This is a genomic window from Bordetella muralis (assembly GCF_054781015.1).
The window spans coordinates 590,633-615,389 of the sequence record NZ_BAAGVF010000002.1 but is presented as its reverse complement, the minus strand read 5'-3'; the positions used below and the strand labels follow the sequence as shown (position 1 = coordinate 615,389).

Annotated in this window: 22 protein-coding genes and 6 tRNA genes; 14 read left to right on the top strand and 14 right to left on the bottom strand. The window is 60.3% G+C overall.

Features of this window, described 5'->3' with window-relative positions:
• Window positions 1–264 precede the first annotated feature (264 nt).
• A complete protein-coding gene (locus ACYVIT_RS04940; RefSeq protein WP_415808816.1) occupies window positions 265–1,044 on the bottom strand; it encodes a phosphatase PAP2 family protein in 780 nt (259 codons plus the stop codon).
• A gap of 169 nt (window positions 1,045–1,213) precedes the next feature.
• Here ACYVIT_RS04940 and miaB point away from each other — a divergent pair, with 169 nt between their 5' ends.
• The 5 genes from miaB (at window position 1,214) to lnt (ending at window position 7,168) form a co-directional block, all read left to right on the top strand.
• A complete protein-coding gene (gene miaB, locus ACYVIT_RS04935) occupies window positions 1,214–2,713 on the top strand; it encodes a tRNA (N6-isopentenyl adenosine(37)-C2)-methylthiotransferase MiaB (RefSeq protein ID WP_415808817.1) in 1,500 nt (499 codons plus the stop codon).
• Between the two features lie 8 nt (window positions 2,714–2,721).
• Window positions 2,722–3,744 carry a PhoH family protein gene (locus tag ACYVIT_RS04930; protein WP_415808818.1) on the top strand — a complete coding sequence of 341 codons (1,023 nt, stop codon included), beginning with the start codon at window positions 2,722–2,724 and terminating at the stop codon, window positions 3,742–3,744.
• Window positions 3,745–3,878: 134 nt separating this feature from the next.
• A complete protein-coding gene (gene ybeY, locus ACYVIT_RS04925) occupies window positions 3,879–4,361 on the top strand; it encodes an rRNA maturation RNase YbeY (RefSeq protein WP_415808837.1) in 483 nt (160 codons plus the stop codon).
• A 149-nt stretch (window positions 4,362–4,510) separates the two neighbouring features.
• Window positions 4,511–5,413, top strand: a complete 903-nt coding sequence (locus tag ACYVIT_RS04920; RefSeq protein ID WP_415808819.1) for an HlyC/CorC family transporter — start codon at window positions 4,511–4,513, stop codon at window positions 5,411–5,413.
• Window positions 5,414–5,533: 120 nt separating this feature from the next.
• Window positions 5,534–7,168: an apolipoprotein N-acyltransferase gene (lnt, locus tag ACYVIT_RS04915; RefSeq protein ID WP_415808820.1), complete on the top strand. Its 1,635-nt coding sequence runs from the start codon at window positions 5,534–5,536 to the stop codon at window positions 7,166–7,168.
• A gap of 29 nt (window positions 7,169–7,197) precedes the next feature.
• On the opposite strand, the gene ACYVIT_RS04910 is transcribed toward lnt, so the two are convergent.
• The 11 genes from ACYVIT_RS04910 to ACYVIT_RS04860 form a co-directional block, all read right to left on the bottom strand.
• Window positions 7,198–7,902 carry an ABC transporter ATP-binding protein gene (locus ACYVIT_RS04910; protein WP_415808821.1) on the bottom strand — a complete coding sequence of 235 codons (705 nt, stop codon included), beginning with the start codon at window positions 7,900–7,902 and terminating at the stop codon, window positions 7,198–7,200.
• Window positions 7,889–8,749 (bottom strand): ABC transporter ATP-binding protein, encoded by an 861-nt coding sequence (locus ACYVIT_RS04905; protein ID WP_415808822.1) that lies wholly within the window; start codon window positions 8,747–8,749, stop codon window positions 7,889–7,891. The genes ACYVIT_RS04910 and ACYVIT_RS04905 overlap by 14 nt, the downstream gene beginning before the upstream one ends.
• On the bottom strand, window positions 8,746–9,798 hold the full coding sequence (locus ACYVIT_RS04900; protein WP_415808823.1) for a branched-chain amino acid ABC transporter permease: 1,053 nt from the start codon (window positions 9,796–9,798) through the stop codon (window positions 8,746–8,748). The genes ACYVIT_RS04905 and ACYVIT_RS04900 overlap by 4 nt, the downstream gene beginning before the upstream one ends.
• Before the next feature lie 13 nt (window positions 9,799–9,811).
• On the bottom strand, window positions 9,812–10,684 hold the full coding sequence (locus ACYVIT_RS04895; RefSeq protein ID WP_460478157.1) for a branched-chain amino acid ABC transporter permease: 873 nt from the start codon (window positions 10,682–10,684) through the stop codon (window positions 9,812–9,814).
• A gap of 68 nt (window positions 10,685–10,752) precedes the next feature.
• Window positions 10,753–11,904, bottom strand: a complete 1,152-nt coding sequence (locus tag ACYVIT_RS04890) for an ABC transporter substrate-binding protein (RefSeq protein ID WP_415808825.1) — start codon at window positions 11,902–11,904, stop codon at window positions 10,753–10,755.
• A 59-nt stretch (window positions 11,905–11,963) separates the two neighbouring features.
• Window positions 11,964–13,103: an oxamate carbamoyltransferase subunit AllG family protein gene (locus ACYVIT_RS04885; RefSeq protein WP_415808826.1), complete on the bottom strand. Its 1,140-nt coding sequence runs from the start codon at window positions 13,101–13,103 to the stop codon at window positions 11,964–11,966.
• Complete coding sequence (locus ACYVIT_RS04880) at window positions 13,100–13,825, bottom strand: SRPBCC family protein (RefSeq protein WP_415808827.1); 726 nt, start codon at window positions 13,823–13,825, stop codon at window positions 13,100–13,102. Before ACYVIT_RS04880 ends, ACYVIT_RS04885 begins: the two co-directional genes overlap by 4 nt.
• A gap of 4 nt (window positions 13,826–13,829) precedes the next feature.
• Window positions 13,830–14,336 carry a (2Fe-2S)-binding protein gene (locus tag ACYVIT_RS04875; RefSeq protein WP_415808828.1) on the bottom strand — a complete coding sequence of 169 codons (507 nt, stop codon included), beginning with the start codon at window positions 14,334–14,336 and terminating at the stop codon, window positions 13,830–13,832.
• Window positions 14,333–15,148 carry an FAD binding domain-containing protein gene (locus ACYVIT_RS04870; RefSeq protein ID WP_415808829.1) on the bottom strand — a complete coding sequence of 272 codons (816 nt, stop codon included), beginning with the start codon at window positions 15,146–15,148 and terminating at the stop codon, window positions 14,333–14,335. The genes ACYVIT_RS04875 and ACYVIT_RS04870 overlap by 4 nt, the downstream gene beginning before the upstream one ends.
• The gene (locus ACYVIT_RS04865; RefSeq protein WP_415808830.1) at window positions 15,145–17,523 is read right to left on the bottom strand and encodes a xanthine dehydrogenase family protein molybdopterin-binding subunit; all 2,379 of its coding nucleotides are present in this window, start codon (window positions 17,521–17,523) and stop codon (window positions 15,145–15,147) included. The genes ACYVIT_RS04870 and ACYVIT_RS04865 overlap by 4 nt, the downstream gene beginning before the upstream one ends.
• An 8-nt stretch (window positions 17,524–17,531) precedes the next feature.
• Window positions 17,532–18,788 (bottom strand): amidohydrolase/deacetylase family metallohydrolase, encoded by a 1,257-nt coding sequence (locus ACYVIT_RS04860; RefSeq protein ID WP_415808831.1) that lies wholly within the window; start codon window positions 18,786–18,788, stop codon window positions 17,532–17,534.
• Between the two features lie 390 nt (window positions 18,789–19,178).
• Here ACYVIT_RS04860 and ACYVIT_RS04855 point away from each other — a divergent pair, with 390 nt between their 5' ends.
• The 7 genes from ACYVIT_RS04855 to ACYVIT_RS04825 all read left to right on the top strand — a co-directional run bounded on the left by ACYVIT_RS04855 (window position 19,179) and on the right by ACYVIT_RS04825 (window position 20,574).
• Entirely contained in the window at window positions 19,179–19,688 is a 510-nt protein-coding gene (locus ACYVIT_RS04855; RefSeq protein ID WP_415808832.1) for a MarR family winged helix-turn-helix transcriptional regulator, read from the top strand.
• A gap of 235 nt (window positions 19,689–19,923) precedes the next feature.
• A tRNA-Ala gene (locus ACYVIT_RS04850) sits at window positions 19,924–19,999 on the top strand.
• A 33-nt stretch (window positions 20,000–20,032) separates the two neighbouring features.
• A tRNA-Glu gene (locus ACYVIT_RS04845) sits at window positions 20,033–20,108 on the top strand.
• Window positions 20,109–20,148: 40 nt separating this feature from the next.
• A tRNA-Asp gene (locus ACYVIT_RS04840) sits at window positions 20,149–20,225 on the top strand.
• A 60-nt stretch (window positions 20,226–20,285) separates the two neighbouring features.
• Window positions 20,286–20,361: transfer RNA gene (locus tag ACYVIT_RS04835), tRNA-Ala, on the top strand.
• Between the two features lie 21 nt (window positions 20,362–20,382).
• Window positions 20,383–20,458 (top strand) — tRNA-Glu (locus tag ACYVIT_RS04830).
• A 39-nt stretch (window positions 20,459–20,497) separates the two neighbouring features.
• Window positions 20,498–20,574: transfer RNA gene (locus ACYVIT_RS04825), tRNA-Asp, on the top strand.
• Window positions 20,575–20,628: 54 nt separating this feature from the next.
• On the opposite strand, the gene ACYVIT_RS04820 is transcribed toward ACYVIT_RS04825, so the two are convergent.
• Together ACYVIT_RS04820 and ACYVIT_RS04815 are read right to left on the bottom strand one after the other, a co-directional pair.
• Window positions 20,629–21,279, bottom strand: coding sequence for a fused MFS/spermidine synthase (locus tag ACYVIT_RS04820; protein WP_415808833.1), 651 nt, complete (start codon window positions 21,277–21,279; stop codon window positions 20,629–20,631).
• A 215-nt stretch (window positions 21,280–21,494) separates the two neighbouring features.
• Window positions 21,495–22,391: a LysR family transcriptional regulator gene (locus tag ACYVIT_RS04815; protein WP_415808834.1), complete on the bottom strand. Its 897-nt coding sequence runs from the start codon at window positions 22,389–22,391 to the stop codon at window positions 21,495–21,497.
• A gap of 163 nt (window positions 22,392–22,554) precedes the next feature.
• Here ACYVIT_RS04815 and ACYVIT_RS04810 point away from each other — a divergent pair, with 163 nt between their 5' ends.
• Together ACYVIT_RS04810 and ACYVIT_RS04805 are read left to right on the top strand one after the other, a co-directional pair.
• Window positions 22,555–23,526: a Bug family tripartite tricarboxylate transporter substrate binding protein gene (locus ACYVIT_RS04810; protein ID WP_415808835.1), complete on the top strand. Its 972-nt coding sequence runs from the start codon at window positions 22,555–22,557 to the stop codon at window positions 23,524–23,526.
• Between the two features lie 6 nt (window positions 23,527–23,532).
• Window positions 23,533–24,735 (top strand): CaiB/BaiF CoA transferase family protein, encoded by a 1,203-nt coding sequence (locus ACYVIT_RS04805; RefSeq protein WP_460478156.1) that lies wholly within the window; start codon window positions 23,533–23,535, stop codon window positions 24,733–24,735.
• Window positions 24,736–24,757: the final 22 nt, after the last annotated feature.

Sequence of the window (24,757 nt, the reverse complement as noted above, 5' to 3'; positions counted from 1 at the left end):
ATCGAATTCCTTCTTCCAGAGACCATCGTGAAATGGTCCCCCCGTTTAAATCTTTGCTTTTTTGTGTCAGATTACCCACACTGCTCGGCAGAAAACTCTTATTGGCAGACTGCAAACGAGCGCAGGTATTTTAGCGTTACAAGCAACAGCACCCCGTCCGGGCCCTGAGCGGACCGGTTTGACGGGGTCTGGAAACGATGCGGATAGAGGGGGCGCTCGGCCGAGCCTGAATACACCTCGGCCCCGAGCCAACTCGCAGAAAAACTACTTCCGCCAGGGCTTTCGCAGCATCCAGCGATGCCGCTCATCCAACACATACGGCGCCAGGTAATGCGCCACCATGATGCCAATCGCCGCAGCGGCCGTGACATCCGAAAGAAAGTGATCCCGATTGATCACGCGACTGATCGCCACCAAGGCCGCCAGCAACAACGCCGGCATCCGCCAACGAGGCGCGATCTCACCGATAGCGGCAGCGACCGCAAACGCCGTCAGCGTGTGGCTGGACGGAAAAGAGGTGTAGTCATGACCCCGAGTAAACGGCTCAACCAGGCCGTGCCACCCATCTTCGAGCAACACCTCGGGCCGTGTACGCGCGACCAGTTTTTTTAGAATGAGCGTAATCAAACCACCCACGGCCATCGAGCCGATCACCAGCACGCCATAGCGGGCCAGCCGCTCAAAACCCGCTCGGAACGGGCAGGCCCAGCCACGGCGAATACCGATCAGCGACACCACGTAGACGAACAGCGCCGCGAACAAATACATCTCGCTATCGCCTAGAAAACCAATGTAGTCAAAGACCTCGTTGACCACCGGCGACATATGCTTTTCGATAGCCAGGGTCAACGGCTGGTCGACCCAGCGGCTCATCAATAGCAGCAACAGCGCAAAACACGCGGTCAACAACACGCCACGAAAAGGCCTGCGCGGGAAATCTGCCATAGCATGAGAAATCACATGAGGGGCCGAGACGACCTCGGCCTCGGTCGTGGGAATCGCCTCCACGGGGGAGACAGGAGGCAAACCTTGAGTAGATGTCATGGAGATAAGAGTAGATAGCGAACCATTCACGACCCATCAAGGCGGTGCCGCGCGGTCCACATCGTATACGCCAATTGTCTCCAGACCAAGACTGAAATACCCGCACGCGGTAAAATGATTGTTTCTTTTCCTTTCGCCCCCGGGATCTACACCCGTCACGGCGCACATCATGCAAGAAACCTCACTCAAGCGCGCTGGCGCCCCTGCGCCCGCAGCATCCTCCCCCGCCACCCCGAATCCCCTAGTGCCCGACGCTGGCGTCACGGCGCCCCCGTCCGGGGTCCGCAAGCTCTACATCCGCACCTTTGGCTGCCAGATGAACGAGTACGACTCGGACAAGATGGCCGATGTATTGCGCGGCGACCAGGGCCTGGAGCTCACCAACAACCCCGAAGACGCCGACGTCATCCTGTTCAACACCTGTTCGGTGCGTGAAAAGGCACAGGAAAAAGTGTTCTCCGACCTGGGCCGCGTGCAGCACCTGAAAAAAACCAATCCGAATCTGGTGATCGGCGTGGGCGGCTGCGTGGCCAGCCAGGAGGGTGCGGCCATCGTCAAACGCGCCCCCTACGTGGATGTCGTGTTTGGCCCGCAAACCCTGCACCGCTTGCCCGAACTCATTCAGCGCCGGCGCGACTCCGGAGCATCCCAGGTTGACATCAGCTTTCCCGAAATCGAAAAATTCGACGCCCTGCCGCCTCCTCGGGTGGACGGCGCCTCGGCCTTCGTCTCCATCATGGAAGGCTGCAGCAAATACTGCAGCTTCTGTGTGGTGCCCTATACGCGTGGCGTCGAGGTCTCGCGCCCCTTTGACGATGTGCTGATCGAGGTTGCCGATCTGGCCGATCAGGGCGTGAAAGAGGTCACCCTGCTGGGCCAGAACGTCAACGCCTACCGTGGCCCCATGGGCGACTCGGGCGAAATCGCCGATTTCGCGATGCTGCTGGAATATGTGCACGAAATCCCCGGCATCGAGCGCATCCGCTACACCACCTCGCACCCCAAGGAAATGACGCAGCGCATGGTCGATGCCTACGCTCGCCTGCCCAAGCTGGTCTCCTTCCTGCACCTGCCCGTACAAGCCGGCAGCGACCGCGTGCTGGCTGGCATGAAACGCGGCTATACCGCACTGGAATTCAAATCCGTGGTGCGGCGCCTGCGCGCAGCGCGCCCCGGCCTGACCCTGTCATCGGACTTCATCGTGGGCTTCCCCGGTGAAACCGAAGAAGACTTCCAGAAAACCATGAAACTGATCGAGGACGTGGGTTTTGACACCTCGTTCTCCTTCGTCTATTCACGCCGCCCCGGCACCCCTGCCGCCGACCTGACCGACGACACACCGCAGGACGTCAAGCTGCGTCGCCTGCAGCAATTGCAAGCCCTGATCAACAAACAGGCCGCCGCCATCGCGCAATCCATGGTCGGCACTCGCCAACGCATCCTGGTAGAAAGCCCATCTCGGCGCGACCCTAACGAGATGATGGGCCGCACGGAAAACAACCGGATCGTCAACTTCCCCGCGCCGGCCCGGCTGATCGGCCAGATGGTGGATGTCATCATCACCGAAGCCTATCCCAACTCGTTGCGCGCCCGCGTCGCGGACGTCGAGGGCCCGGATCACGACGTATCGGCGCCTGCCGCGCAACACTCTGCACACAGTCCCGCATAAGGCCACGAATGACCGCACCACGCAGCCGCACCCGACGCACCATGCCGACCATCATCAACCTGGAAGGCGACAACACCCACTTGGCCAATCTCTGCGGCCCGCTCGACGAAAATCTCCGTCAGCTCGCCGATGGCATGGGTGTCACCCTGGCACGCCGCGGCAACCGCGTCACCCTCGAGGGCGAACGCGCCGAACTAGCCGGCCGCGCCCTGCGACGCTTTCACGAACAAGCCGTGCATCGCGCCCTGTCGGTCGACGATATTCAACTCGGCCTGGTCGAAATGGGCGTGGGCCGCAACGAATCGCAGCCGACCGACCCGCGCGGCATCGAGCCGGCCTCGCTGCCTACCGCCAGCGAAGATGGCGGCATCGCCCTGCGGACGCGGCGCAGCGATCTGCGGCCGCGTACCCCTCGGCAGCGTGAATATCTCGAAAACATTCTCAAGCACGACATCACCTTCGGGATCGGCCCTGCCGGCACGGGCAAGACGTGGCTGGCCGTTGCCTGCGCCATCGACGCCATGGAGCGCGATTCGGTGCAACGGCTGGTGCTGACCCGCCCCGCGGTCGAGGCTGGCGAACGCCTGGGCTTTCTGCCCGGCGATCTGGCCCAGAAAGTCGACCCGTACCTGCGCCCGCTCTACGATGCCTTGTACGACCTGATGGGCTTTGACAAAGTCCAGCGCCTGTTCGAAAAACAGACCATCGAAATCGCGCCGCTGGCCTATATGCGCGGCCGCACCTTGAATCACGCCTTTGTGATTCTGGACGAGGCGCAAAACACCACGCCCGAGCAGATGAAGATGTTCCTGACCCGCATCGGGTTTGGCAGCAAAGCCGTGATCACCGGCGACCCGTCGCAGGTCGACCTCCCGCGCGGTCAACAGAGCGGTCTGGCGCATGCCGTGCGGGTACTCGAAGACGTCCAGGGTATCGCGACCACCCGCTTTACGAGCCGCGACGTGGTGCGCCACCCGCTGGTCGCCCGTATTGTGGACGCCTACGACAAAGCCGCCGAAGAGGAATCCTGAGCGACGTGCCAGCCTGGCAATGCGCCGACCAAAACCGGTGCATTAACAGGCCAGCCAACGCATCCGGCCCTTGGGGCCGCCCGCAATAGAACATGAACCCTGACCGGTCTGCGCCTGCCGCTCACACCACCACCATGAACGCCGAGCTGACTCTGCCCGAACTCTCCCTCGCTGTGCAATACGGCATCACCGAGCCGCGCCTGCCGCGCTGGCGCCTGCGCCGTTGGGCGCGCCGGGCGCTGGACGGGGCCGCGCGTGACGGCCTGGTCGACTGCACCCGGGCAGAATTCAGCCTGCGCCTGGTAGGCCAGGCAGAGGGCCGCAAGCTCAACCACGCCTATCGCGAAAGAGACTACGCTACCAACGTACTGACGTTCGAATACGGCACGGATCCGCTCGGCACGGCCCGCGGCGATATCGTCATCTGTGTCCCTGTGCTCGTACGCGAGGCCCGCGAACAGGGCAAAACCCTACTGGACCACGCGGCTCACCTGACCGTACACGGCGTCTTGCACGCGCTGGGCTACGACCACATCAAGGCGCGCGACGCCCGCCGCATGGAGACCCTCGAAACCGAGATTCTCGCCGGCATGCGCATTGCCGATCCGTACGCTTGAGGCACACCTCGGCGGGCCGGGCCAGACCATGAGCCGGCCTCTCCCGCCGCGCAAACCGTCCTCGTTTCCCCTAGCCTCCCCGCCTTCGTAACAAATTTGCAGCCGATATTCGGTTATGCTGACCTTTCTATAACTTGTCCGCTAGGACGATGTCCGACCCTTACCCTACCACCGAGGCGAACGCGACCCGCGCGCCCAAAACCGCAACGAAATCCCTGCTAGACCGCATTCTGGCCCTCGTCCGGCGCGAGCCCGAGGACCGCGAGGGCATTAAAGCCGTCCTGGATGCCGCCCATGATCGAGACCTGCTGGACGTCGAATCGTACGGCATGATCAAAGGCGCGTTGGCCGTATCCGAACGTACCGTCGCCGACATCATGGTGCCGCGTTCGCGCATGGATTTGCTTGACGTATCCCTGCCCCTGCCACAACAGCTGGCATTTATCATCGATACTGCGCACTCGCGCTTTCCGGTCTACGAAGACGATCGCGACAACATCATCGGGATTTTGCTGGCCAAAGACCTGCTGCGCGGCATGCTGGACCCGGATATGGAATTGCGTTCGCTCATCCGTCCGGCCGTCTTTATCCCTGAAGCCAAGCGTCTGAACGTACTGCTGCGCGAATTCCGTGCCAGCCACAATCACCTGGCCATCGTCATCGACGAACACGGCGGGATCTCCGGCCTGGTCACCATGGAAGACGTTCTCGAACAGATCGTTGGCGACATCGAAGACGAATTCGACGAAGAAGACGAGCAAAGCATTTTCCCCGAAGGCGAAAATCAGTGGCGCCTGATGGCCACCACGGAAATCAGTCACTTCAACGAAGCCTTTGCGACGGATTTGCCCGACGACGAATACGACAGCGTAGGCGGATGGCTGGGCGGCCAATTGGGACGCATCCCGCGCCGAGGCGACAGCGCCTCGCACGGCGATATGATGATCGAGGTCATACGGGCCGACGCGCGCCGTGCGCTATGGCTTCGCGCCAAACGCGTCCCAGGCGCTGATGCGAACAGCACCGCTAACGCGGCATCGCCCGCCCTTTGATTGCCCTGGCCCCGATTGGCGAGGGTTGTCACAGGTCGTGATCACCCCCCTTGTGCAGCCTTGCTGCGGTATCCCTTTCCTTCCCGGCATCAATGCCGGTTTTTTTCGGAGCAACAACGGATGACGTTCGGCCGCGCCCCTCTCTGGGCAACACTGGGCCTGGTGGCCGCAGGCGCTGTACACGCCTTGACCTTTGCGCCAAGCCCCTTACCCGCGTGGTCTCTGGCGCTGGTACAGATCCTGGCGCTGGCGTGCGCAGCGCACGCCACCTTGCGAGCGGTCAGCCTGCGGCAGAGCCTGTTGAGAGGTTGGCTGTTCAACTTTGCCAGCTACTCGCTGGGGTTGTACTGGATTTTCGTCAGCCTGCATTACTACGGCGGCCTGGCCGCGCCCCTGGCCGTGGCTGGCGTACTGGCCTTGTCGGCCTTTCTTGCCCTGTTTCCCGCCGCAGCTGGCATGCTGGCGCGCTGGCTGTGCCCGCCAGTGGCCCTCGGCGAACCCAATCCATCACCCGCTCGCCGGCTGCTGGTCACGGCTGCCGCCTGGGCAGCAGCGTGGGCCTTGCTGGAATGGATCCGGGCCACTGTCCTGACAGGATTTCCGTGGCTGAATATCGGCTACGCCCACGTTGATAGTCCGCTTGCCGGCTGGGCGCCCGTGCTGGGCATCCATGGCATGGCATTACTGTCAGCCTTCGCCGCCGCCGCCCTCGCGGGACTGTGGCAGGCCCTGCGCTCGGCCCGCGGGAATATCAAAGCCGGGGACGCGCGCCGCAATCTGGCCTGCGCGCTGGCGCTCTTGCTGGTCATTGCCGGTTGGCCGTTGAGCGGCGTCAACTGGTCGCAGCCCAGCGGGGCGCCTCTGCAAGTGCGGCTCATACAAGGCAACGTCGAGCAGTCTCAAAAATTCGACCCTCAGTTGCTGGAACTGGGCATCCGCCGTCACCTCGAGCTGGCTGCGCTGCCAGCCCCGCCCGCCGAACTGATCATCCTGCCCGAAACCGTACTGCCCATTTTCCAGGACCGCCTGGACCCTGCCGTCTGGGAAGCCTGGCGCACCCTGGCCGCACGCAACTCGGCCACCATCGCCATGGGCGTCCCGCTGCGCACCAAGGGCACCGACGGCAATGACAGCTACACCAACAGCGTCATCGGCTTCAACGCCGACACCCCATTGGAACAACTGCGCCAGGGCACCACAGAACAACGCTATGACAAGCACCATCTCGTGCCGTGGGGAGAGTATGTCCCTCCCGGATTCCATTGGTTTGTCGACATGCTCAGTATTCCCCTAGGGGATTTCGATCGCGGTGAACGCCGGCAAGCGCCGTTTCACGTGCGCGACCAGCACGTCGCCTTCAACATATGTTACGAAGACCTCTTCGGCGTCGAGCTCCTGCCTGCGCTGCATCCCGGCGCCAATGGAGAGCCCGGCGCCACCATCCTGGTCAACGTCAGCAACCTGGGCTGGTTCGGCGATACCTGGGCATTGCGTCAGCATCTGCAGATCGGGCGCTTGCGTACCCTGGAAACCGCCCGTCCCATGCTGGCAGCGACCAACACGGGCATCACCGCAGCCATCGACGCACATGGCGCCGTCGCCGCCCAACTGCCGGCACACCAAGCTGGCATTTTGCCTGTCTCCGTTCAGGGCATGACGGGCCTGACGCCCTACGCGCGTTTTGGTGACAAGCCCATACTCGTCATCATCGCCCTGATCCTCATCGCCGCGGCGGCACTGGGGCGCAGGAGATAAATGCGGGTCGGGGCTGCGCGGTGTGACTGCTAGCCGCCCAGATAGGCTTTCCGTATATCCGGATTGTTCAGCATCTGCTGTGCAGATCCATGAAAAACCACGCGACCGGTCTCCAACAAATACGACCGGTCGCACAGCTCCAGTGCAGCATAGGCATTCTGCTCCACCATCAACACCGTGGTGCCGCCTTTGCGGATATCCGCAACGAGCTCGAATACCTGTTCGACGAAATTCGGTGCCAGTCCTAACGACGGCTCGTCAAACATCACCAACCGTGGCCGCGACATCAGCGCACGCGCGATAGCCAGCATTTGCTGCTCGCCCCCCGACAAGGTCCCGGCAGGTTGTGCAACCCGTTCACGCAAACGCGGAAACTTGTCGAACATGCGTTCGATATCATCACGGATCCGTTGCCGGTCGCTGCGCCGATACGCGCCCATTTCCAGGTTCTCTCGCACCGTCAACTGTGCAAACACGCGCCGGCCTTCCGGGCAATGTGCGATACCGCGCTCGATGATGTTCTGCGCGCTCGCCTGCGCGATCGGATAGCCATCGAACGTGATGGATCCTGACACCACAGGCTCCAGCCCGCTGATCGCTCGCAAGGTACTGGACTTACCCGCGCCGTTCGAGCCGATCAAGGTCACGAACTCGCCTTCTTCCACACTCAGCGATACGTGGTCCACGGCGCGTGTGGCGCCATAATGCACAACGATGTCGTCAACCTTTAGCACGTTTCAGTCCTGATCCTAGATAAGCGCGTATGACTTCGGGGTGTTCCTGGATCGCGCGCGGTCCGCCATCGGCGATACGCACTCCCTGGTTCAACACCACGATGTAGTCCGAGATCGACATGACCATATGCATGTCATGCTCTACCAAGAGAATCGTGACGCCGCTGTCGCCGATGCGGCGGATCATGGCCTTGAAGTCTTCCGTTTCCGAGGGATTCAATCCCGCTGCCGGTTCATCCAGCAGCAACAGCCGGGGCCTGGCCGCCAGGGCAATCCCCACCCCCAACAGACGCTGCTCTCCGTACGAAAGATTCGCGGCGATATCTGCCGCGCGATGCGTCAGGCCCACAAACGTCAGGACTTCATGCACCCGATCCCGCAATGCAAGTTCCTCACGCTTGAAAGACGGCAAGCGCAACAGCGACGACAGCAATCCTGCACGGCCCTGCATGTGCAATGCCATCAAAATATTGTCCGCCACAGAACACTGCCCGAACACACTGGTGCGTTGAAAACTGCGCACCAGTCCGCGGGCTGCAATCTGATTCGGGCTCATGCCCACAATATCGTCACCAAACAGCACCACGCGGCCCGACGTCGGCTTCATGTAGCCCGATATCACGTTGAACGCCGTCGTCTTGCCGGCGCCGTTGGGACCAATCAGGCTGACGATCTGTCCCGGCATCACATCGAAACTGACATTGTTCAGTGCCACCAGGCCCGAAATACGCACGGTAATGTCATGCAATGACAAGACCGGGCGATCCAGAGACGGCTGCAGCATGCCGGACGCGATATTACCCATCGGCCTGACCGGCACTGCAGTATGCGGCATCACCAGGTTCATGCTCGCCCTCCTTCTGATACAGCAGAGCGCACTGCAATCGCAGGCTTTGTATCGATCACCGCATCTGTCTTGCCCCGGCTTTTGAACCATTGCACAGCGCGAGCCCCGGCAGGCACAATGCCTTTAGGCAGGAACAACAGAATCAGAATCATCAACGCGCCGTACAACATCCATTGGACTTCCGGCGGCACCACACCGCGCAAGACCTCCGGCATCAGGCCGAAGATCACTCCCCCTACGACCGGGCCGGCCAAGGTTCCTTTACCGCCTGCCACTACCATGATCACCATCGTGATCGTATAGACGAACAAGAACACATCGGGATCGATAATGCGCACCGTGTGTGCGTACAGCCCGCCCGCTGCGCCGGCAATAGCGGCCGACAACACCGACGCGATCACGAGATATCGCGTCACGGGAATGCCGATGGATTTAGCCAGTGTTTCGTTCTCGCGCAATGCAATCACCGCCCGCCCCGCGCGGCTGTGCACCAGCCGTGCCACCAGCACATACGCCACCACACCGGCGGCAAGCACCAGCCAATACGTAGCTGCCTTGCTGACCAGCTCAATCACGCCCTGCCCGGGCAGCCAGAATGTCAGCGCAGGAATGGCCGTCAACGCCATGGGTCCCTCGGTCAAGTCCACCCAATTCAACGCCACCATGCGCATCACCTGGGCAAAACTGATCGTGACAATCACGAAATAGGCGCCGCGTACGCGAAAAGCCAGCTTGCCCACCAGCCATCCAGCCAGGCCGGCAACCGCAATGCCCATCACGAAGGCAAGCCATACGGGTTTAGGATCAACCACCAATGGACCCCACCCCAGATTCACATCGAAACCCAAAGACAGCAGCGCACTGGTATAGGCGCCTATGCCGAAAAACGCGGCATGCCCCAGACTGAGCTGGCCGGTGAAACCCAAGAGCAGATTCAGGCTGATGGCCGCCACGATCATGATGCCGGCCGCCGAGACCACCGACAACATATACGGGTCGGACCACAGCACAGGCAGCAGTGCGAGTGCCGCTACACAAATCAGAAACACGATACATTTCACGTCAACCCACCCTTTCCTTGACCGCAAACAGGCCTTGCGGACGCATGACCATCACGATCAGAATCACGATGAACCCCAGCGCATCGCGATACGAGGTCGAGATATAACTGGCGCCGAACTCCTCTATCATTGCCAGCGCAAATCCCCCCAACGCAGCACCGCCAATATTGCCCAGCCCTCCCAGAATCACGATCGCAAATGCCTTCAGGCTGGCCAGATCGCCCATCGTCGGACTGACCACAAAGATAGGCGCCAGCAGCGCCCCCGTCACCGCCGCCAGGCACGAGCCCAACGCGAATGTCAGCGTATAAATACTCGAGACATTTACGCCCACGATCTTTGCAGCGTCCTTGTCCTGGAACGTGGCCCGCATGGCCATCCCCAATCTGGACCGTTCGATCACCAGATAAAACACCAGCAGCAACACCGCGGCCGCACACAATACGAACAGCCGTGTCGGCGACAATGCCACGCCGCCCCATATCAACGGCTCTTGCGAAAATGGCGTGGGCACCACCTTGGCCACACCGCCCCATAACATCAGCTCTGCGTTCTGCATGATGATCATTACACCGATCATGATCAACATGACTTCATCGATGTTTTCCAGCTTGCAGCGGCGCAGCAGGACGAACTCGATCACGCTGCCGATCAGAAACCCGGCGACAGCCGAAAACAGCAGGGCACTGAAAAAATCCAATCCCAGCAGCGACACCAGCGCATAAGCCACGTAGGCGCCTAACGCATACAACTCCCCATGCGCGAAATTGACGACGCGCATGATGCCGAACACCAATGTCAACCCTATACCCAGCAACGCGTAGGTCGCGCCCAGCACCAGGCCGTTGACGGCGTGTTGCATGATTTGATCCAAGTCAGAACTCCTGTGTGCTTGCTTTCGGCGCCGCGGCCCTGCAAAGACCGCGGCAACAGCGCCAATCCTTACTGCGCCGACACCACGCCGTCCTTTAACTGCACGATGTAGATATTGGGTTCGTTCTGGCCGCTTTCCTTGCCTGCCGGGCCATCCTTGATGAACGAGACATCGCCATTCACGCCTGCAACCTTGGTTTCCCAGAGCGCTTGGCGGATCGCTTCAGGCTCGGCCTTGCCTGCTCGCTTGATCGCATCGGCTACCGTCAGCACCGCGTCATAACCGCGAAACCCTTCCGTCAAACCCGGAAACGGATAGCCTTTCTGCTTCCAGCCATCCATATAGGCCTTGGCGATTTCGGGGTGCAAGGCCTTGTCGGCCGTCCATGGCGAGAAAAACAGCAGATGCGTGCTGACATAACCCTTCGGCCCCGGATTCTGGATCAGGGGTTCGGGAAACGAACCGCCCGTCGTGATGATGCGCTGCTTCAACCGTTGTTCAGACGCTTGCCGAATTGCCAGCGTCAACTGCTCGACACCCGAGGTCACGATCAAAGTATCACTGCCCGTTTCGCGCAAAGCCGCCAATTGCGCCGACAAGTCAGTTGCATCAGGCGACATCGTTTCCACGCGGCCGACCTCTATCCCGTGCTGTGCAAACACGTTCTTGAATTCCGTCGTAGCGCCCAATCCCCAATCATTGTTCACTGCCAGAAAATCGACTTTCTTGATCGCAGGCGAAAAGGATTGCAGCTGTTTCGCGAATGCCAGCGCCTCCATGCGTGAGGTGGGACTGATACGAAACACCCAGGGATTGCCCGCCGTCGTGATCTTGGACGACGACGCGGTTTCTACCACCATGGGGACACCGTACTCTTGCAGTTTGGGCATGGTTGCCAGCGTGAATGTCGATCCCCACGCCCCTATCATCACGGGCACCTTGTCACGCAATATCAGTTTCTCTGCCGTATTCACCGCCTCACGCGGATTGGACTTGTTGTCTTCGACAATCAATTCGATTTTCTTGCCAAGCACACCGCCTTGCGCGTTCAACTGCTCCGCCGCCAGTCTGGCGCCATTGGCGACATAGGTGCCAGCCGCCGCCACTGGGCCGGTCAACGGCTGCGAGACGCCAATCTTGATGGTTTCCTGCGCCATCGCAGGCGCCGCAAACAGCGTGCCTGCTGCGATCAGGGCATAAAGCCGGTATTTCGTAAACATGGAACACTCCAAAATGAGCAATTGCGAAACGATGACCACCCACGTATGCTTTCGTGGCCCTAACCCTGCAACAACGACGTAAACAACGACACTGGTGGCGCATAGAACCCCCGCCCCGCCAATCCCTGCACTCCGTGCGCTTCGACCATCGCCAGATGCACAATGGGCGACACCCGGCTCTGCGCGATAGATCTCGCACACACCAACCCCGTCTGCTCATTCAGCACATGCCGGGCACGGTTGGCTGCATCCGTGGGCAATTGGTCTTGCCACAAACTCAACAGCGCTGGCGCCAGACTCAATGCCTGACCACCCAATCCACAAAAATCGACCACCGCACTATCGCCGATAGCTCCCAATACCGCCGTGTTTTCAAGACCAGGAATAAAGCAACCAATGGGAGCAGTAGCTGGCACCGTGCGCCAGCAGGACTCGCCTGCCATCCGGACACCGAAATCGACCCCATTGCCGCCGGCTGCCTTGATATCGCCGTCCTGTGTTTCCAACACGCAAGCGCAGGCTGCCATGATCAACGTCAGCACGAAATTGGGATTGCTCGACAACGTGGAAAGCAGTTCGTCGCTCAACGCAGGAAATGCGGCGACCAATGCTTCAATCATCGATTGATTGGCAACGCCGGTGCGTGAATGGCACTCATCCCCCTGCTGCAAGGCAGTGCGCAGCCATGGCGCAACGGCCAACGGAGATGAGCGCAGACAGGGCGCCAGCCCCCCCAGGCCCAAACGGCTGATGACATGTAGTGCCATGACGCACGAGGGGTCCTGCGAGCCAAAACGCAAAGAAGGCACGCCTGCCTCCAATAGCGGCGCATACCGGGCCGTTTCCCCCAGACGCACCTCTGCCATAGGCATGCGCGACGATACGACCTGAGCCAATGGCGTCACCACGCCGTGGTTTTGCGCAGGCTCGAAACGATAGGCCCCCGATGCCAACAGCTGTAGCGCGGCAGGAACATCCGCCGCCGCCCCCTCAAATACCACCGCCTGCGCCGCGGCCTGCATCACCGGCACGGGAACCACGGCATCGGCGGCATACGCGGGCCCTGCGTGCAACAGCACACGGGAATCCAGATCAGGCAACGCATCGCGCAGGCGCACGACGTCTGCCCAATACGCATGCTGCAATGGCGCCAGCATGCGCCCGATATCACGCGTTGGCGCGACAGTGGACGGCATCATGTCGTACTCCGTTTTGCCTGCTTGTCCCGGCCCATCCATTTTTTCCAGGTATCACGCATCATGGCCAGCATGAGAGCAAACAAATTCAGTGCGGGCGCCTCGGCGGGTTGCGGCACGGCTTTAGCCTGACCCATTGACTGCGATGCGGCGTTCCTTGGCATCCTCTCCGAGGACGTGCCGGTTCCGTCCGACGGGATCACTATGGCACCTGACTCGGACGCGATCACTTGAACTGAGCTTGTGCTATGAATGTCATCCGCGGGCGTATTACGCTGAGTGCTCAACATCGCCTGCAAGTTCTGCGCGAACTGCTTCGTCAACTGATCGCCCAATGCACGCACAATTCCCTCGCGGCTGAACTGAGCCAACGATCCGGTGATGCTGAAGTCCACGGTGACATTGACTGTCGTGACGGCGCTATCCTGCGATACGACGCTGAATCGGGCTGCTCCTTTGACACGGCTATTGCTTTTCCCGTCCGTGGCCTGACCGGTCATCTCGCCCGAGTGTCCAGCCTCATCCAGCGACAGCACCCCGAGGCCCGCGAATGCAGCGGCAATCGGCCCCAACTTCACCTTGAAGAGCAACGGCAACTCATCGCCAACAGGTTCGCCCCGCAACGAAGCTCCTGGCAAGCATTGCACCAGCAGCGCAGGCTCATGAAACGCGGCCCATACCGTTGCCAAAGGCATGGCCACGTCAAAAGACTGTTCAATTTTCATGTCTCTATTCCCCCGAGCGATAGGTCGACAACACATGCATCACGGCATCGACAATGCCTTGATATCCCGTGCATCGGCATAGATTTCCAGCCAGTTCATCGCGCACCCGAGCCTCGTCAGCGTGCGGCAGGCGACGGACAATGTCGCGTGCGGTGATCAACATGCCGGGCGTGCAATAGCCGCACTGCAACGCGTGATGCGCTGAAAATGCCGTGCGCAATGCCGCCGTCAACGCATCGTCATCCAACGCCTCGACCGTCGTGACGTGCTTGCCTTCGAAACGCACAGCGGACTGCAGGCATGACCGCTGCGGGGCGCCGTCGACTTCCACCGTACAGGCGCCGCACACCCCATGCTCACACCCGATATGTGTGCCCGTCAGTCCGCAATGCTCGCGCAGCGCATCAGCCAGATGCGTGCGCGGTTCACAATGAATGCGAAAAAGCGCCCCATTGACCGTCAACGCAACGTCAACCTCGTTCACCTCTGGAAAATCGAGAGGCACCGTCATTGCTTTGCTCCCAAATCAGCCACCACACTGGCCAGCAGATCGCCGTGCCAGGCACGACGCTCATACGACAAACCCGACTCCGATGCGTCCAGCAAAGCCGCTCGCGCCGCAGGATCAGCCAGGCGCGCGTATAGATCCGGACCACAGTGAGCCGTTACGGGCCCATCCAACGCGCCCAGCACCAACCGTTCGATGCCACGATCAGGGTCCACCACACCGGTCACGATCGCCAATGCAAACTCACCCGTTTTGCGGCAATGTTTGCGATACGACCAGCGTGCGTTCGCACTGAATCGCGGCACCCGAACCTGGGCCAGGATCTCTCCGGGATTGAGATCGGGCTCGAAGGCCGAACGCACAAACTGCTCGGCGGGCACCCCGCGCGTGCCGTGCGGCCCCACGACGTCGCACGTCGCGCCGATCACGGCCATGGCACTGACCCAATCGGCAGCAGGGTCTGCGTGGCACAAGCTGCCGCCCACCGTACCCCGGTTGCGCACAGCACGATAGGCAATACCATGAGCCACATGGGCCAACATGCCATGTGTCACATCCGGCACCTTGCCATCTTCGATCGCAGCGTGGGTCGTCATCGCTCCCAAAAAGAGCTCATCCCCCTGCACGGTGCTGGCGCGCAGCTCGGCAATCGCATCCAGGTCGATCAGGCGCTCAGGCTGAGCCAATCGCAGATTCAACATGGCACCCAAAGACTGCCCGCCCGCGATGGCTTTGTAGAACTCGTCGCGCGCCAGCGCAGACCAGGCATCGTTCACGCTGCGCACGCGCTCCAACTCATAAGCAACTGCTTTCATCGGGCAGCCTCCGCCTGTTCGATGGCAGCCAACACACGAGGCGGGCTGGCAGGCACGCACAAGACCTCTGCCCCCAGATCCGCCAACGCGTCATTGATCGCATTCACGATCGCCGCCGGCGGTGCGATCGCGCCACCCTCGCCTATCCCCTTTTGTCCGAACTTGGAGAACGGGCTCGGCGTCTGCATATGATCGATACGCACCCGCGGCATTTCACCCGCACCGGGCACGATGTAATCCGCCAACGTCGATGCCAACGGCTGGCCCTGTTCGTCAAACGGCATTTCCTCATACAACGCCGTACCGATACCTTGGGCCAGTCCTCCCAGCAGTTGCCCTTCGACCACCATGGGGTTGAGCAATACACCGCCGTCTTCACACACCACGTAATCCAGCAATTTGACAAAGCCTGTCGCCGTATCGACCTCCACCGCACAAGCATGGCAGGCATAGCTGAACGTGCCGCCATCCGGTTGCATGCGATAGCCCGCCGTGAGCGCCAGGCCGCCGGGATTCACATCTGCCGGCAGTTTCTGCGGCGCGCGATACCACGTGTGGCCAATCTGGGCGTAACTCACGCGCTGCGAACCATCCCGGGACGCGATGCCCCCCTGCACATACACCAGGTTGCTTTCCGGACAGTCCAGCAGACTGGCAGCGATGCGTTTCATCCGCGTGCCGAGTTCCTCGCAAGCCGTCCCTACAGCGCCGCCAGCCATGACCGCACAGCGCGATCCCCAGGTGCCAGTGGAATACGGTGACGTGGCCGTATCCCCATGCAGTACGCGCACATGTGCCGCATCAATGCCCAGCACCGTGTTCGCAATCTGCGCCATGGTGGTTTCCAGACTTTGTCCATGCGAATGCACGCCGATCTGGACCTCCAGGATGCCGTCCGGCGTCAGGCGCACATGACATTGCTCATATCCGGGCACCATGGGAATGCCCCAGCCGTGATACACCGACGTCCCGTGTGCGCCTTGCTCGCAGAATATCGACAATCCGATACCAATGCGGCGTTGCGGACGCGCGCCCGCGGGCTGCCACTGCGCCTGACGCGCGCGCCACTGCGTCCAGTTCAAACCCTCCACCGCTCGATTCAAACAAGACAGATAATCCCCGGAATCGAACGTCTTGCCTGTGATATTGGTGTACGGCATATCCTGCGGCCGCACCAGGCTTTGCTGACGCAATACATAAGGCTCCACGCCCAGCGCACGCGCCGCCATATCCATCATGACTTCTAACGCAAAACACACACCGGTGCGCGCCACGCCGCGATACGGCAGGATAGGAGGCTTGTTCGTAGCGGCCGAGCGAGTACGGCACAGAAAATCATCCATGCGGTATGGCCCCGGCAAAATCGAACCGATCTGCGCGGCCTCCAGACAGGCCGAAAACGGGTACGAGGAATAGGCGCCCGAATCCACGATCGCATCGCACTCGATTCCCGCCAGCCGTCCATCGGCATTCACGGTGACACTGATGTCATAAGCATGTTCGCGGCAATTCGCGTTGGCGCTCAAATGCTCGCGGCGATCCTCCAGCCAGCGCACCGGACGCTTCAGGTGCATGGCCAGCCACGCACAGCAGATTTCTTCGGGCAGCAGAATACCCTTGTATCCGAACCCGCCGCCCACGTCGGGGGAGACAACACGAATGCGCCCTTCGTCCAGGCCCAGACATTCCGCCAACCCGGTGCGATTGATATGCGGCAACTGTGCGGCACTCACCATCACGAGCTGATCCATCCGCGTATCCCACCAACACAAGACCCCGCGCCCCTCCATAGGCATCATGCATTGGCGAGAGGTAGAGAGTTTGCGCGATACCGTCACCGCTCCTGACTGCCGGGCTTGTCCTTCACCACGTTCGACGCGGGTTTCCAGAAATACATTGCCATCCCATTCATCATGGATGCGCTGCGGCGCCACGCCGTTGGCAGCGTCATGCATGTCGGCAATGACTGGCAGCTCTTCATAATCGACCCAGACCTGCGCGGCCAGATCCTCGGCACGCGCCCGCGACGGCGCCACACACATAGCGACCATTTCTCCCACATGGCGCACCTTTTCCATCGCCAAGGGATACTGGACCGACGTGCGAAAACCCGGCAAGCGCGACGCCGCCAGGATGGGCTTTACGCTCTCCATGTCCTGCATCGTATAGACCAGATGCTCGTACCCCTGCGGCTTTTCAATATGGGCCACGCGCGCATGCGCCAGCGGCGAACGCACAAACGCCACGTCCAGCGTACCCGGCATACGCATATCACCCACGTATTGCCCTTGACCACGCAGAAAGCGCTCGTCTTCCTTGCGAGTCAGGCGCGCCCCGATGCCCTGACCCATGATTGGAGGATGTTGCTGCGTCATGGCGGGGCTCAGGCGGCGGCCTTCAGGACAGGCAGGATAGGCGCGTCGGCGTCGTAGCGCACACCCTCGCGCAGACAAAACCGCGGGTTGAGCATGCGCGCGGTCACCGCCTGATTGCCTTCGTTATCGCGTAAGGTCCATTTGCCCCGCTCATCTGACAGGACCGACACATCGGCCACCGCCCCAACGCCCAGGTGGCCGATCTCGCCCTCCATGCCCGCCAGTTTCGCAGCCTCGCTCGTCACCATCGGCACGACCTGCTCCAGCGGCACGCCCAGCGCGAGCATGCTGGTCATCGTCGACACCAGCGAAAACCGGATCGCGCTGGTGAACAGATGGTCGCCCTCGTCGGGATGGATATCGGGCGTGGCCGGAGGATGCGGCACCTTGGTGTTATAGCCATGCATGTCCGCGCCCAGCGTATCCGGCAGAAAGCCCGCCTCCAACACGCGGCGCGCCATGTCGAAACTGAAGTGCGAGCCATGGCCCACATCAATCTTCATCCCGCGCGCCACCGCTTCGCCCAGCAAGGGATGCACTTTGCCGTCCGTTCCGACAAATCCGCCCGGGTGCCTGCTGAACGGATGCGCCAGCACATCGCCGGGCTTGGTCAGCTCCAGCACGTCACGAAAGATCGAATCGGGATCAATATCCAGGCCCGAATCCGGCGAGGGCCATAACTGTCCAAAATGGATGTACACCGGCAAATCCGCCTCGCGGCCGATCTGCGCAGCAATGCGCATGACATCCATGCCCCAGCGCTGAAATCCGCCTAGTTCGGCATGAGCCTTGACGCCACGCACCAGATCTTTGTTGGCCAGCGCCGCCTTGACCGTCGCATCCACATCCAGACAGGACGGGCGATACAACTCGGGGTAATAGTGCCCTTCCAGCCCGCCCACCAGATACGCCGAGATAAAAGACAGCACACGCGAGGTGGCCGGCTCGGCGACGTAATGCCTGAATCCCGGAATCGTGATGCAGCTCGCGCCACCCTGATCGATCAAGGTGGTCACCCCGCTTTTAATCCCGCACGTATCTGCGTCCAAGCCAAAGCGGCCGGTGACATACCGATAGACATGCGCGTGCGTATCGATGAGCCCGGGCAACACCAGGTCTCCCCGGCAATCCACTGTCGTGGCTTCGGCACCATAGGGCACGTCTATGCCAGCAACCCGTCCATCCCGTATCACCAGATCGCCGACGCGATCCACACCGTTGGCGGGATCCATGATGTGCCCGCCCAACAATACCGTTGTAACCATGACTGTTTCTCCCATCTGACCTGTCCGGCCCCGAGAGACAACAAAGCAATATGCATGCCAAATCGGCCGGACAGCCCAGCCGAGTTGCTTTTAAGCCTTTGATAAAACAAGACTATTTTTTTATAAAAATATGTGGTGCACCATCTAATTAAGCGTTTTCCCTTAGCGGGCCGGTGCATCTGGCTCACCAAACCTGCATCGTTACGGCGCCAGATCTGGCACCAGCATGAGGCAGTTTATGTGGTACACCACCTATTTTGGTGCACGACATGCGCCAAACAGCGGCGCATCACCCTTTGTATTTTTCACGGTCAATGACAAATACGTGGTACACCACTTACACTGACAATTCGCCCGTTGACGCATGGCGCATGCGCGCCCAGCCCAGTAATGAATGAACTCAATCAGAATGCCGCACTGCGCGCAGAATTGCAGTCCTACCAAAAACGCACACTACTCTATACCCGCCCAGGTTTTTTGATACGGCGGCTGCATCAAATCCATAGCTGGCTATTTTCCGAAGAAACCAGCGCGTTCAACATCACGCCGGTGCAATACAGCCTCCTGACAGCATTACGCGAGCGGGGTGAACTGGACCAGAATTCCCTGGCTTTGGATATCGGACTGGAACGCAGCAGCGTGGCCGAAGTCCTGCCACGACTGGAGCTACGCGGGTTGATCGAACGCCGCCAGTCACCCGACGACGGCCGAGTCAAGCTGGTCCGTCTGACTCGCGAAGGCCGCACGCTCGTCAAACGCATGCAACCCGCCGTACAAAGGGCGCACGATCGCACCATCGAGCAATTGCCCGAGGAGACCCGCGATCTGTTCATGCTGCAGATGATCCGATTGGTGGAAGCCAATAATTCACATGCGGTGGCGCCGCTTCGGGTACGCTAGACGCCGGCCCCGTCACATAGAGAATTCCTACAAGCCAGCGACCAGTGGGGGCTGGGGCTCGCCCCCAGTAGGGATCGCAGCCGCGACGTAGAGAGGGGTCATCGACCCCATTCACCGTGACTTGCACACGCAAAAAAACTCGTGCATAATCTCGTTTCTTCGCCAACGGCACTGAACAAAACCGGCAACGACAGGGATAAAACCCCGAAAATTGCAGATTTTGGTTTGGAGAAACGGGGGTATAGCTCAGCTGGGAGAGCGCTTGCATGGCATGCAAGAGGTCAGCGGTTCGATCCCGCTTACCTCCACCAGTCGACAGCGAAGTTGCAGTACAGTTAGTCCAAGTCCCCTTCGTCTAGAGGCCTAGGACATCACCCTTTCACGGTGAGTACAGGGGTTCGAATCCCCTAGGGGACGCCAGCTTTCTTAGTTGGTTGCAGTATTAGTGGTACACCGCTGCGGAGCGGTAGTTCAGTTGGTTAGAATACCGGCCTGTCACGCCGGGGGTCGCGGGTTCGAGTCCCGTCCGCTCCGCCACAGAATTCAAGGGCCAGCGCGCTTACGCCGCTGGCCCTTCGCAGTAAAAGTAGGATGTTTGGGGGTATAGCTCAGCTGGGAGAGCGCTTGCATGGCATGCAAGAGGTCAGCGGTTCGATCCCGCTTACCTCCACCAGTTTGCAGTACAGCAGTCCGAGTCCCCTTCGTCTAGAGGCCTAGGACATCACCCTTTCACGGTGAGTACAGGGGTTCGAATCCCCTAGGGGACGCCAGCTTTTTTAGTTGGTTGCAGTTTAGTAGTACACCGCTGCGGAGCGGTAGTTCAGTTGGTTAGAATACCGGCCTGTCACGCCGGGGGTCGCGGGTTCGAGTCCCGTCCGCTCCGCCAAAAAATTCAAAAAAAGCCCTTATTCAAGGGCTTTTTTATTTTCTGCAATACAGCTCAACGGAGGATCAGCGTCGCCTCGATGAGCTTGAAGGTCGGCTGCAACTGCCGCCATGCGTCCTTGCTCATACCGTCGGGTTTCCGCAATGCCGTGCGCAGATCCATATCGTCAAAGCGCTCGCCCTTGCAAGCGAATACGATGCTGTTGGTCATATCGTCGTCGATGACTTCGAACAGCGACGTACCAAACGTCTCGCGCAGGAATGCGAGGCAAACCGGATACGACTCGCTCTCTAAATGCAGATTCACGACCAGAATGCCGTCAGGCAACAACGCTGCATGGCAGTCGTCGAAGAACGTCTGTTCGCACAAGGCCGGTGGCATGCCCTGCCCGTCGTAGGCGTCGATCAGCAAAACATCCACCGGCATAGGGCCGTCATGTAGATAGTCTTTGCCATCCGCGGCAATTACGCGAAAGCGTTCATCGTCTGGGGGCACGTGAAAAGCGTCTCTCAACGCGATGACATCAGGGTCGATCTCGACCACATCGATCGACGTCCGGGGCAGATAACGATGGCAAAACTTGGGCAACGACCCACCGCCCAAGCCGATCATCAATATGTGCGCGGGATCATGATCAAACAGCAGAAAACCCATCATCAGGCGGGTGTACTCGAATTCGAGCGCATACGGGTTCAGCAGGGACATACTGCTCTGCACCGAGGCGGATCCACTGAACTGCAATGTCAGCGCGTCGCGCGTCCAACGCAACCGGGGCTGACCCGAGGAGTCATCTGCGGGTGTAGGTTCAGGCAAGGACATCATGCGTTGAAGAAAGCGAACGGCGATCACGGCATCTTACCGGCTTTCCATTACGCAACAGGCCTGCTATGGCCGGACTGACCTGGGATACGCTGGATTTGCTACCTGCCCGCTCCCAACACCGCCTCGACCACGCGATACACAGCACGAACGGCGGCGTCATTCGCGCGGGGACGATACGTGACAAGATTGATTGTGCGGCTCACCGCCGGGTTCGCGATCGGCGTGATCGCAAGCTCACCATGCTTGATCTCGTCGCCCACCGAATGCGCAGACAAAATGCTCTGCCCCTTTCCTGCAGAGACGAGTTTTTTAATGGCATACGTTGAATCAACATCCAGCATGACATTAGGCGCCCGTCCCACATGTTCTGCAAACGTCCGCTCGATCATCAGCCGCAGCGTTTGCGGAAACGCCGGCAAAATCAGCCCTAAATCGGCAATATCCGCCAACGACACCGTTTCCGGCAACCGCTGTTTGAACGCGGGATCCGTGACCAGGTATAAATCTTCTTTCCCCAGACTGTGCACCGCCAACGGCGTGTTACCCGGCACGTCGTACACCACCGCCAGATCCACCCGGCCGCTTTCCGTCCATTCGAGCAAGGTGCCGCTCATATGCTCGGTCAGCGTGAGTTTGATGTTGGGATAACTCCGAGCCGCCTGCTCCAACACCTCGACACAGAATTTCGTGTTGACCGCCGTAGACATGGCCAACGTGACGCGGCCTATCGGATTGACATCAGAGGATTTGAAATCGTCCTGCACCGAGTCCACCCGGCGCAGGATCTCCAACGCATGGGCTTTCAGATGATGGCCCGCGGGCGTCAACTCAATCCCACGTGGCAATCGCTTGAACAAGACCTGACCGAGCTCTTGCTCCAATTGCCGCAATCGCTGGGAAATCGCCGGCTGCGCCACATGAATTTGCGTCGCCGCGCCAGAAATACTGCCGCATCGGATGATCGCCAGAAAATAGCGCAGTTGTGTCAGCGTCATGATGTCTTTCCGTTACCGGCACAGCCCCTGGAATTCACGATCTGCGCCGCGGCCTGATGGCAAGGCCATACATAATCATCTATACAAACCATATTTTTATACTATTTTACCTATGGCAAATTTACATGAAGAATAGGAGAAAACATTCCGGAGACACCGAACCATGTTCTTCAAGCATTTCGCAGCCAGCCTGGCTGTAACGGCTGGCATCGGCCTGGCCAGCACAAGCGCCTACGCCGCCTACCCCAGCCAACCCGTCAACGTCATCGTCCCGCAGTCGCCAGGCGGCACCAATGACATCGTGGCGCGCCTGATTTCCGACAAACTGGCGCAGAAACTCGGCCAGCCCTTTGTCGTGCAAAACAAGCCCGGTGCGGGCGGCAACATCGGCACGGCACAGGCCGCACGCGAGGCTGCCGACGGATACACCGTACTGTTCACAATCAGCAGCGCCCAGGCCATCAACCCGGCCATCTACAAAAATCCCGGCTTTGATCCGGTCAAAGACTTCGCGCCGGTCGCCGCCGTCGGATCCGTGCCGAACGTGCTATGCGTGCACCCGTCATTCCCCGCAAAAACACTGTCCGAATTCATCACCGAAGTCAAAGCCCATCCCGGCAAATATCAATACGCCTCGGCGGGCAACGGCACGCTCAACCATCTGCTCGGCGCCATGCTGGACGAAAAAGGCGGCCTGAAACTGGAACACATTCCCTATCGCGGCGTCGCCCCCGGCATGACCGATGTCCTCGGCGGACAGGTTCCCATCATCTTTGCCAGCCTGCCCTCGTCCATCGCCACAATCAAAGCCGGCAAGCTGCGTGCCCTGGGCGTCAGCACCAAAGAACGCAACCCTGCACTGCCGGACGTACCGGCCATCGGCGAACAGATCCCCGGCTACAACGGCGAACTGTGGATCGCCATGTACGTGCCCAAGAACACCCCGAAAGACATCATCGACACACTCTACAAAGCCACCGAGAGCGTGCTGGCAGATCCCGACGTCAAGAAAAAATATGCCGACCTGGGCGTTGAACCGTTGAACGACAACCCCGAACAACTCGCAAAACGCCTGGACGACGACCTGAAACTCTGGGGCGCCATCGTCAAATCCACCGGCGCACAAGTGAACTGAACACCCATGACACAGACCGCTCACACTCACGCCTTTACCCCCGGCCAGGACGGCCCGCTCAAAGACATCAAAGTCGTCGACATGTCGCGCCTGGTCGCTGGCAACATGCTGTCCGTATTCCTGGCTGATTTCGGCGCCGACGTCATCAAAGTCGAACGCCCCGAAAAAGGCGATGACCTGCGCCATTGGCGCGAAGGCGGCCAGGCCGTGTACTGGAAAGTCTACGGCCGCAACAAGCGCTCGTTAGCCCTCGATATCAAATCCGAAGAAGGCCTGACACAGCTCAAAAAATTGATCAAATGCTCGCAGGTATTGATCGAAAACTTCGTGCCTGGCGGCCTGGAAAAAATGGGCCTGTCGCCCGACGTCCTGCACGCCCTGAATCCGGCGCTGGTCATCGCACGCGTATCCGGCTGGGGCCAGACCGGCCCCTACAGCCACAAACCGGGATTCGGCACACTGGTCGAAGCCATGTCCGGCTACGCCTATCTGAACGGATTCCCCGACAAGCCTCCTGCCCTGCCCCCGTTAGCCATGGCAGACATGATCGCAGGCATGTATGGCGCAGCAGGCGTCCTGACCGCGTTGCGTAGCGCGGAAAAAACCGGCGTCGGCCAGATCGTCGACCTCTCGCTGTTCGAACCAATTTTTTCCTTGATCTCGTCCGAAGCCGCAAAATTCCAGGCGACAGGCACACCCACCCTGCGCTCGGGCAATCAGTCCGCACACACCGCGCCGCGCAACGTCTACGTCTGCAAAGACGGCAAACACATTGCCATGTCGGGATCCATGCAGTCCATGGCCATGCGCATTTTCGACACCATCGGCATGCCCGAACTCAAGACCGATCCCCGTTTTGAGAACAACGACGTGCGAGTGCAAAACAAAGACCTGTTAGACGAAATCATCCAAAGCTTCGTCTCGCAGCGCAATCAAGACGACAACCTGGCCCTGTTCGAACAAGCCGGCGTCACCGCAGGCCCCGTCTATTCCGTCGCCGACCTGATCGATCACCCCTACGTCACAGGCCGCGAAGCCATCGTCCACGTCCCCGACGCCGACATGGGCAGCGTCCCCATGCACAACATCATCCCCCGCCTATCCGCGAGCCCCGGCGTATTCCGCCGCCCCGCCCCCACCCTGGGCGAGCACACAGCAGACATCCTGGCCGAACTGGAACACATCCACCTGCCCCCCGAATCAAAGTAACGCCCCCCACACGAACAAGAGA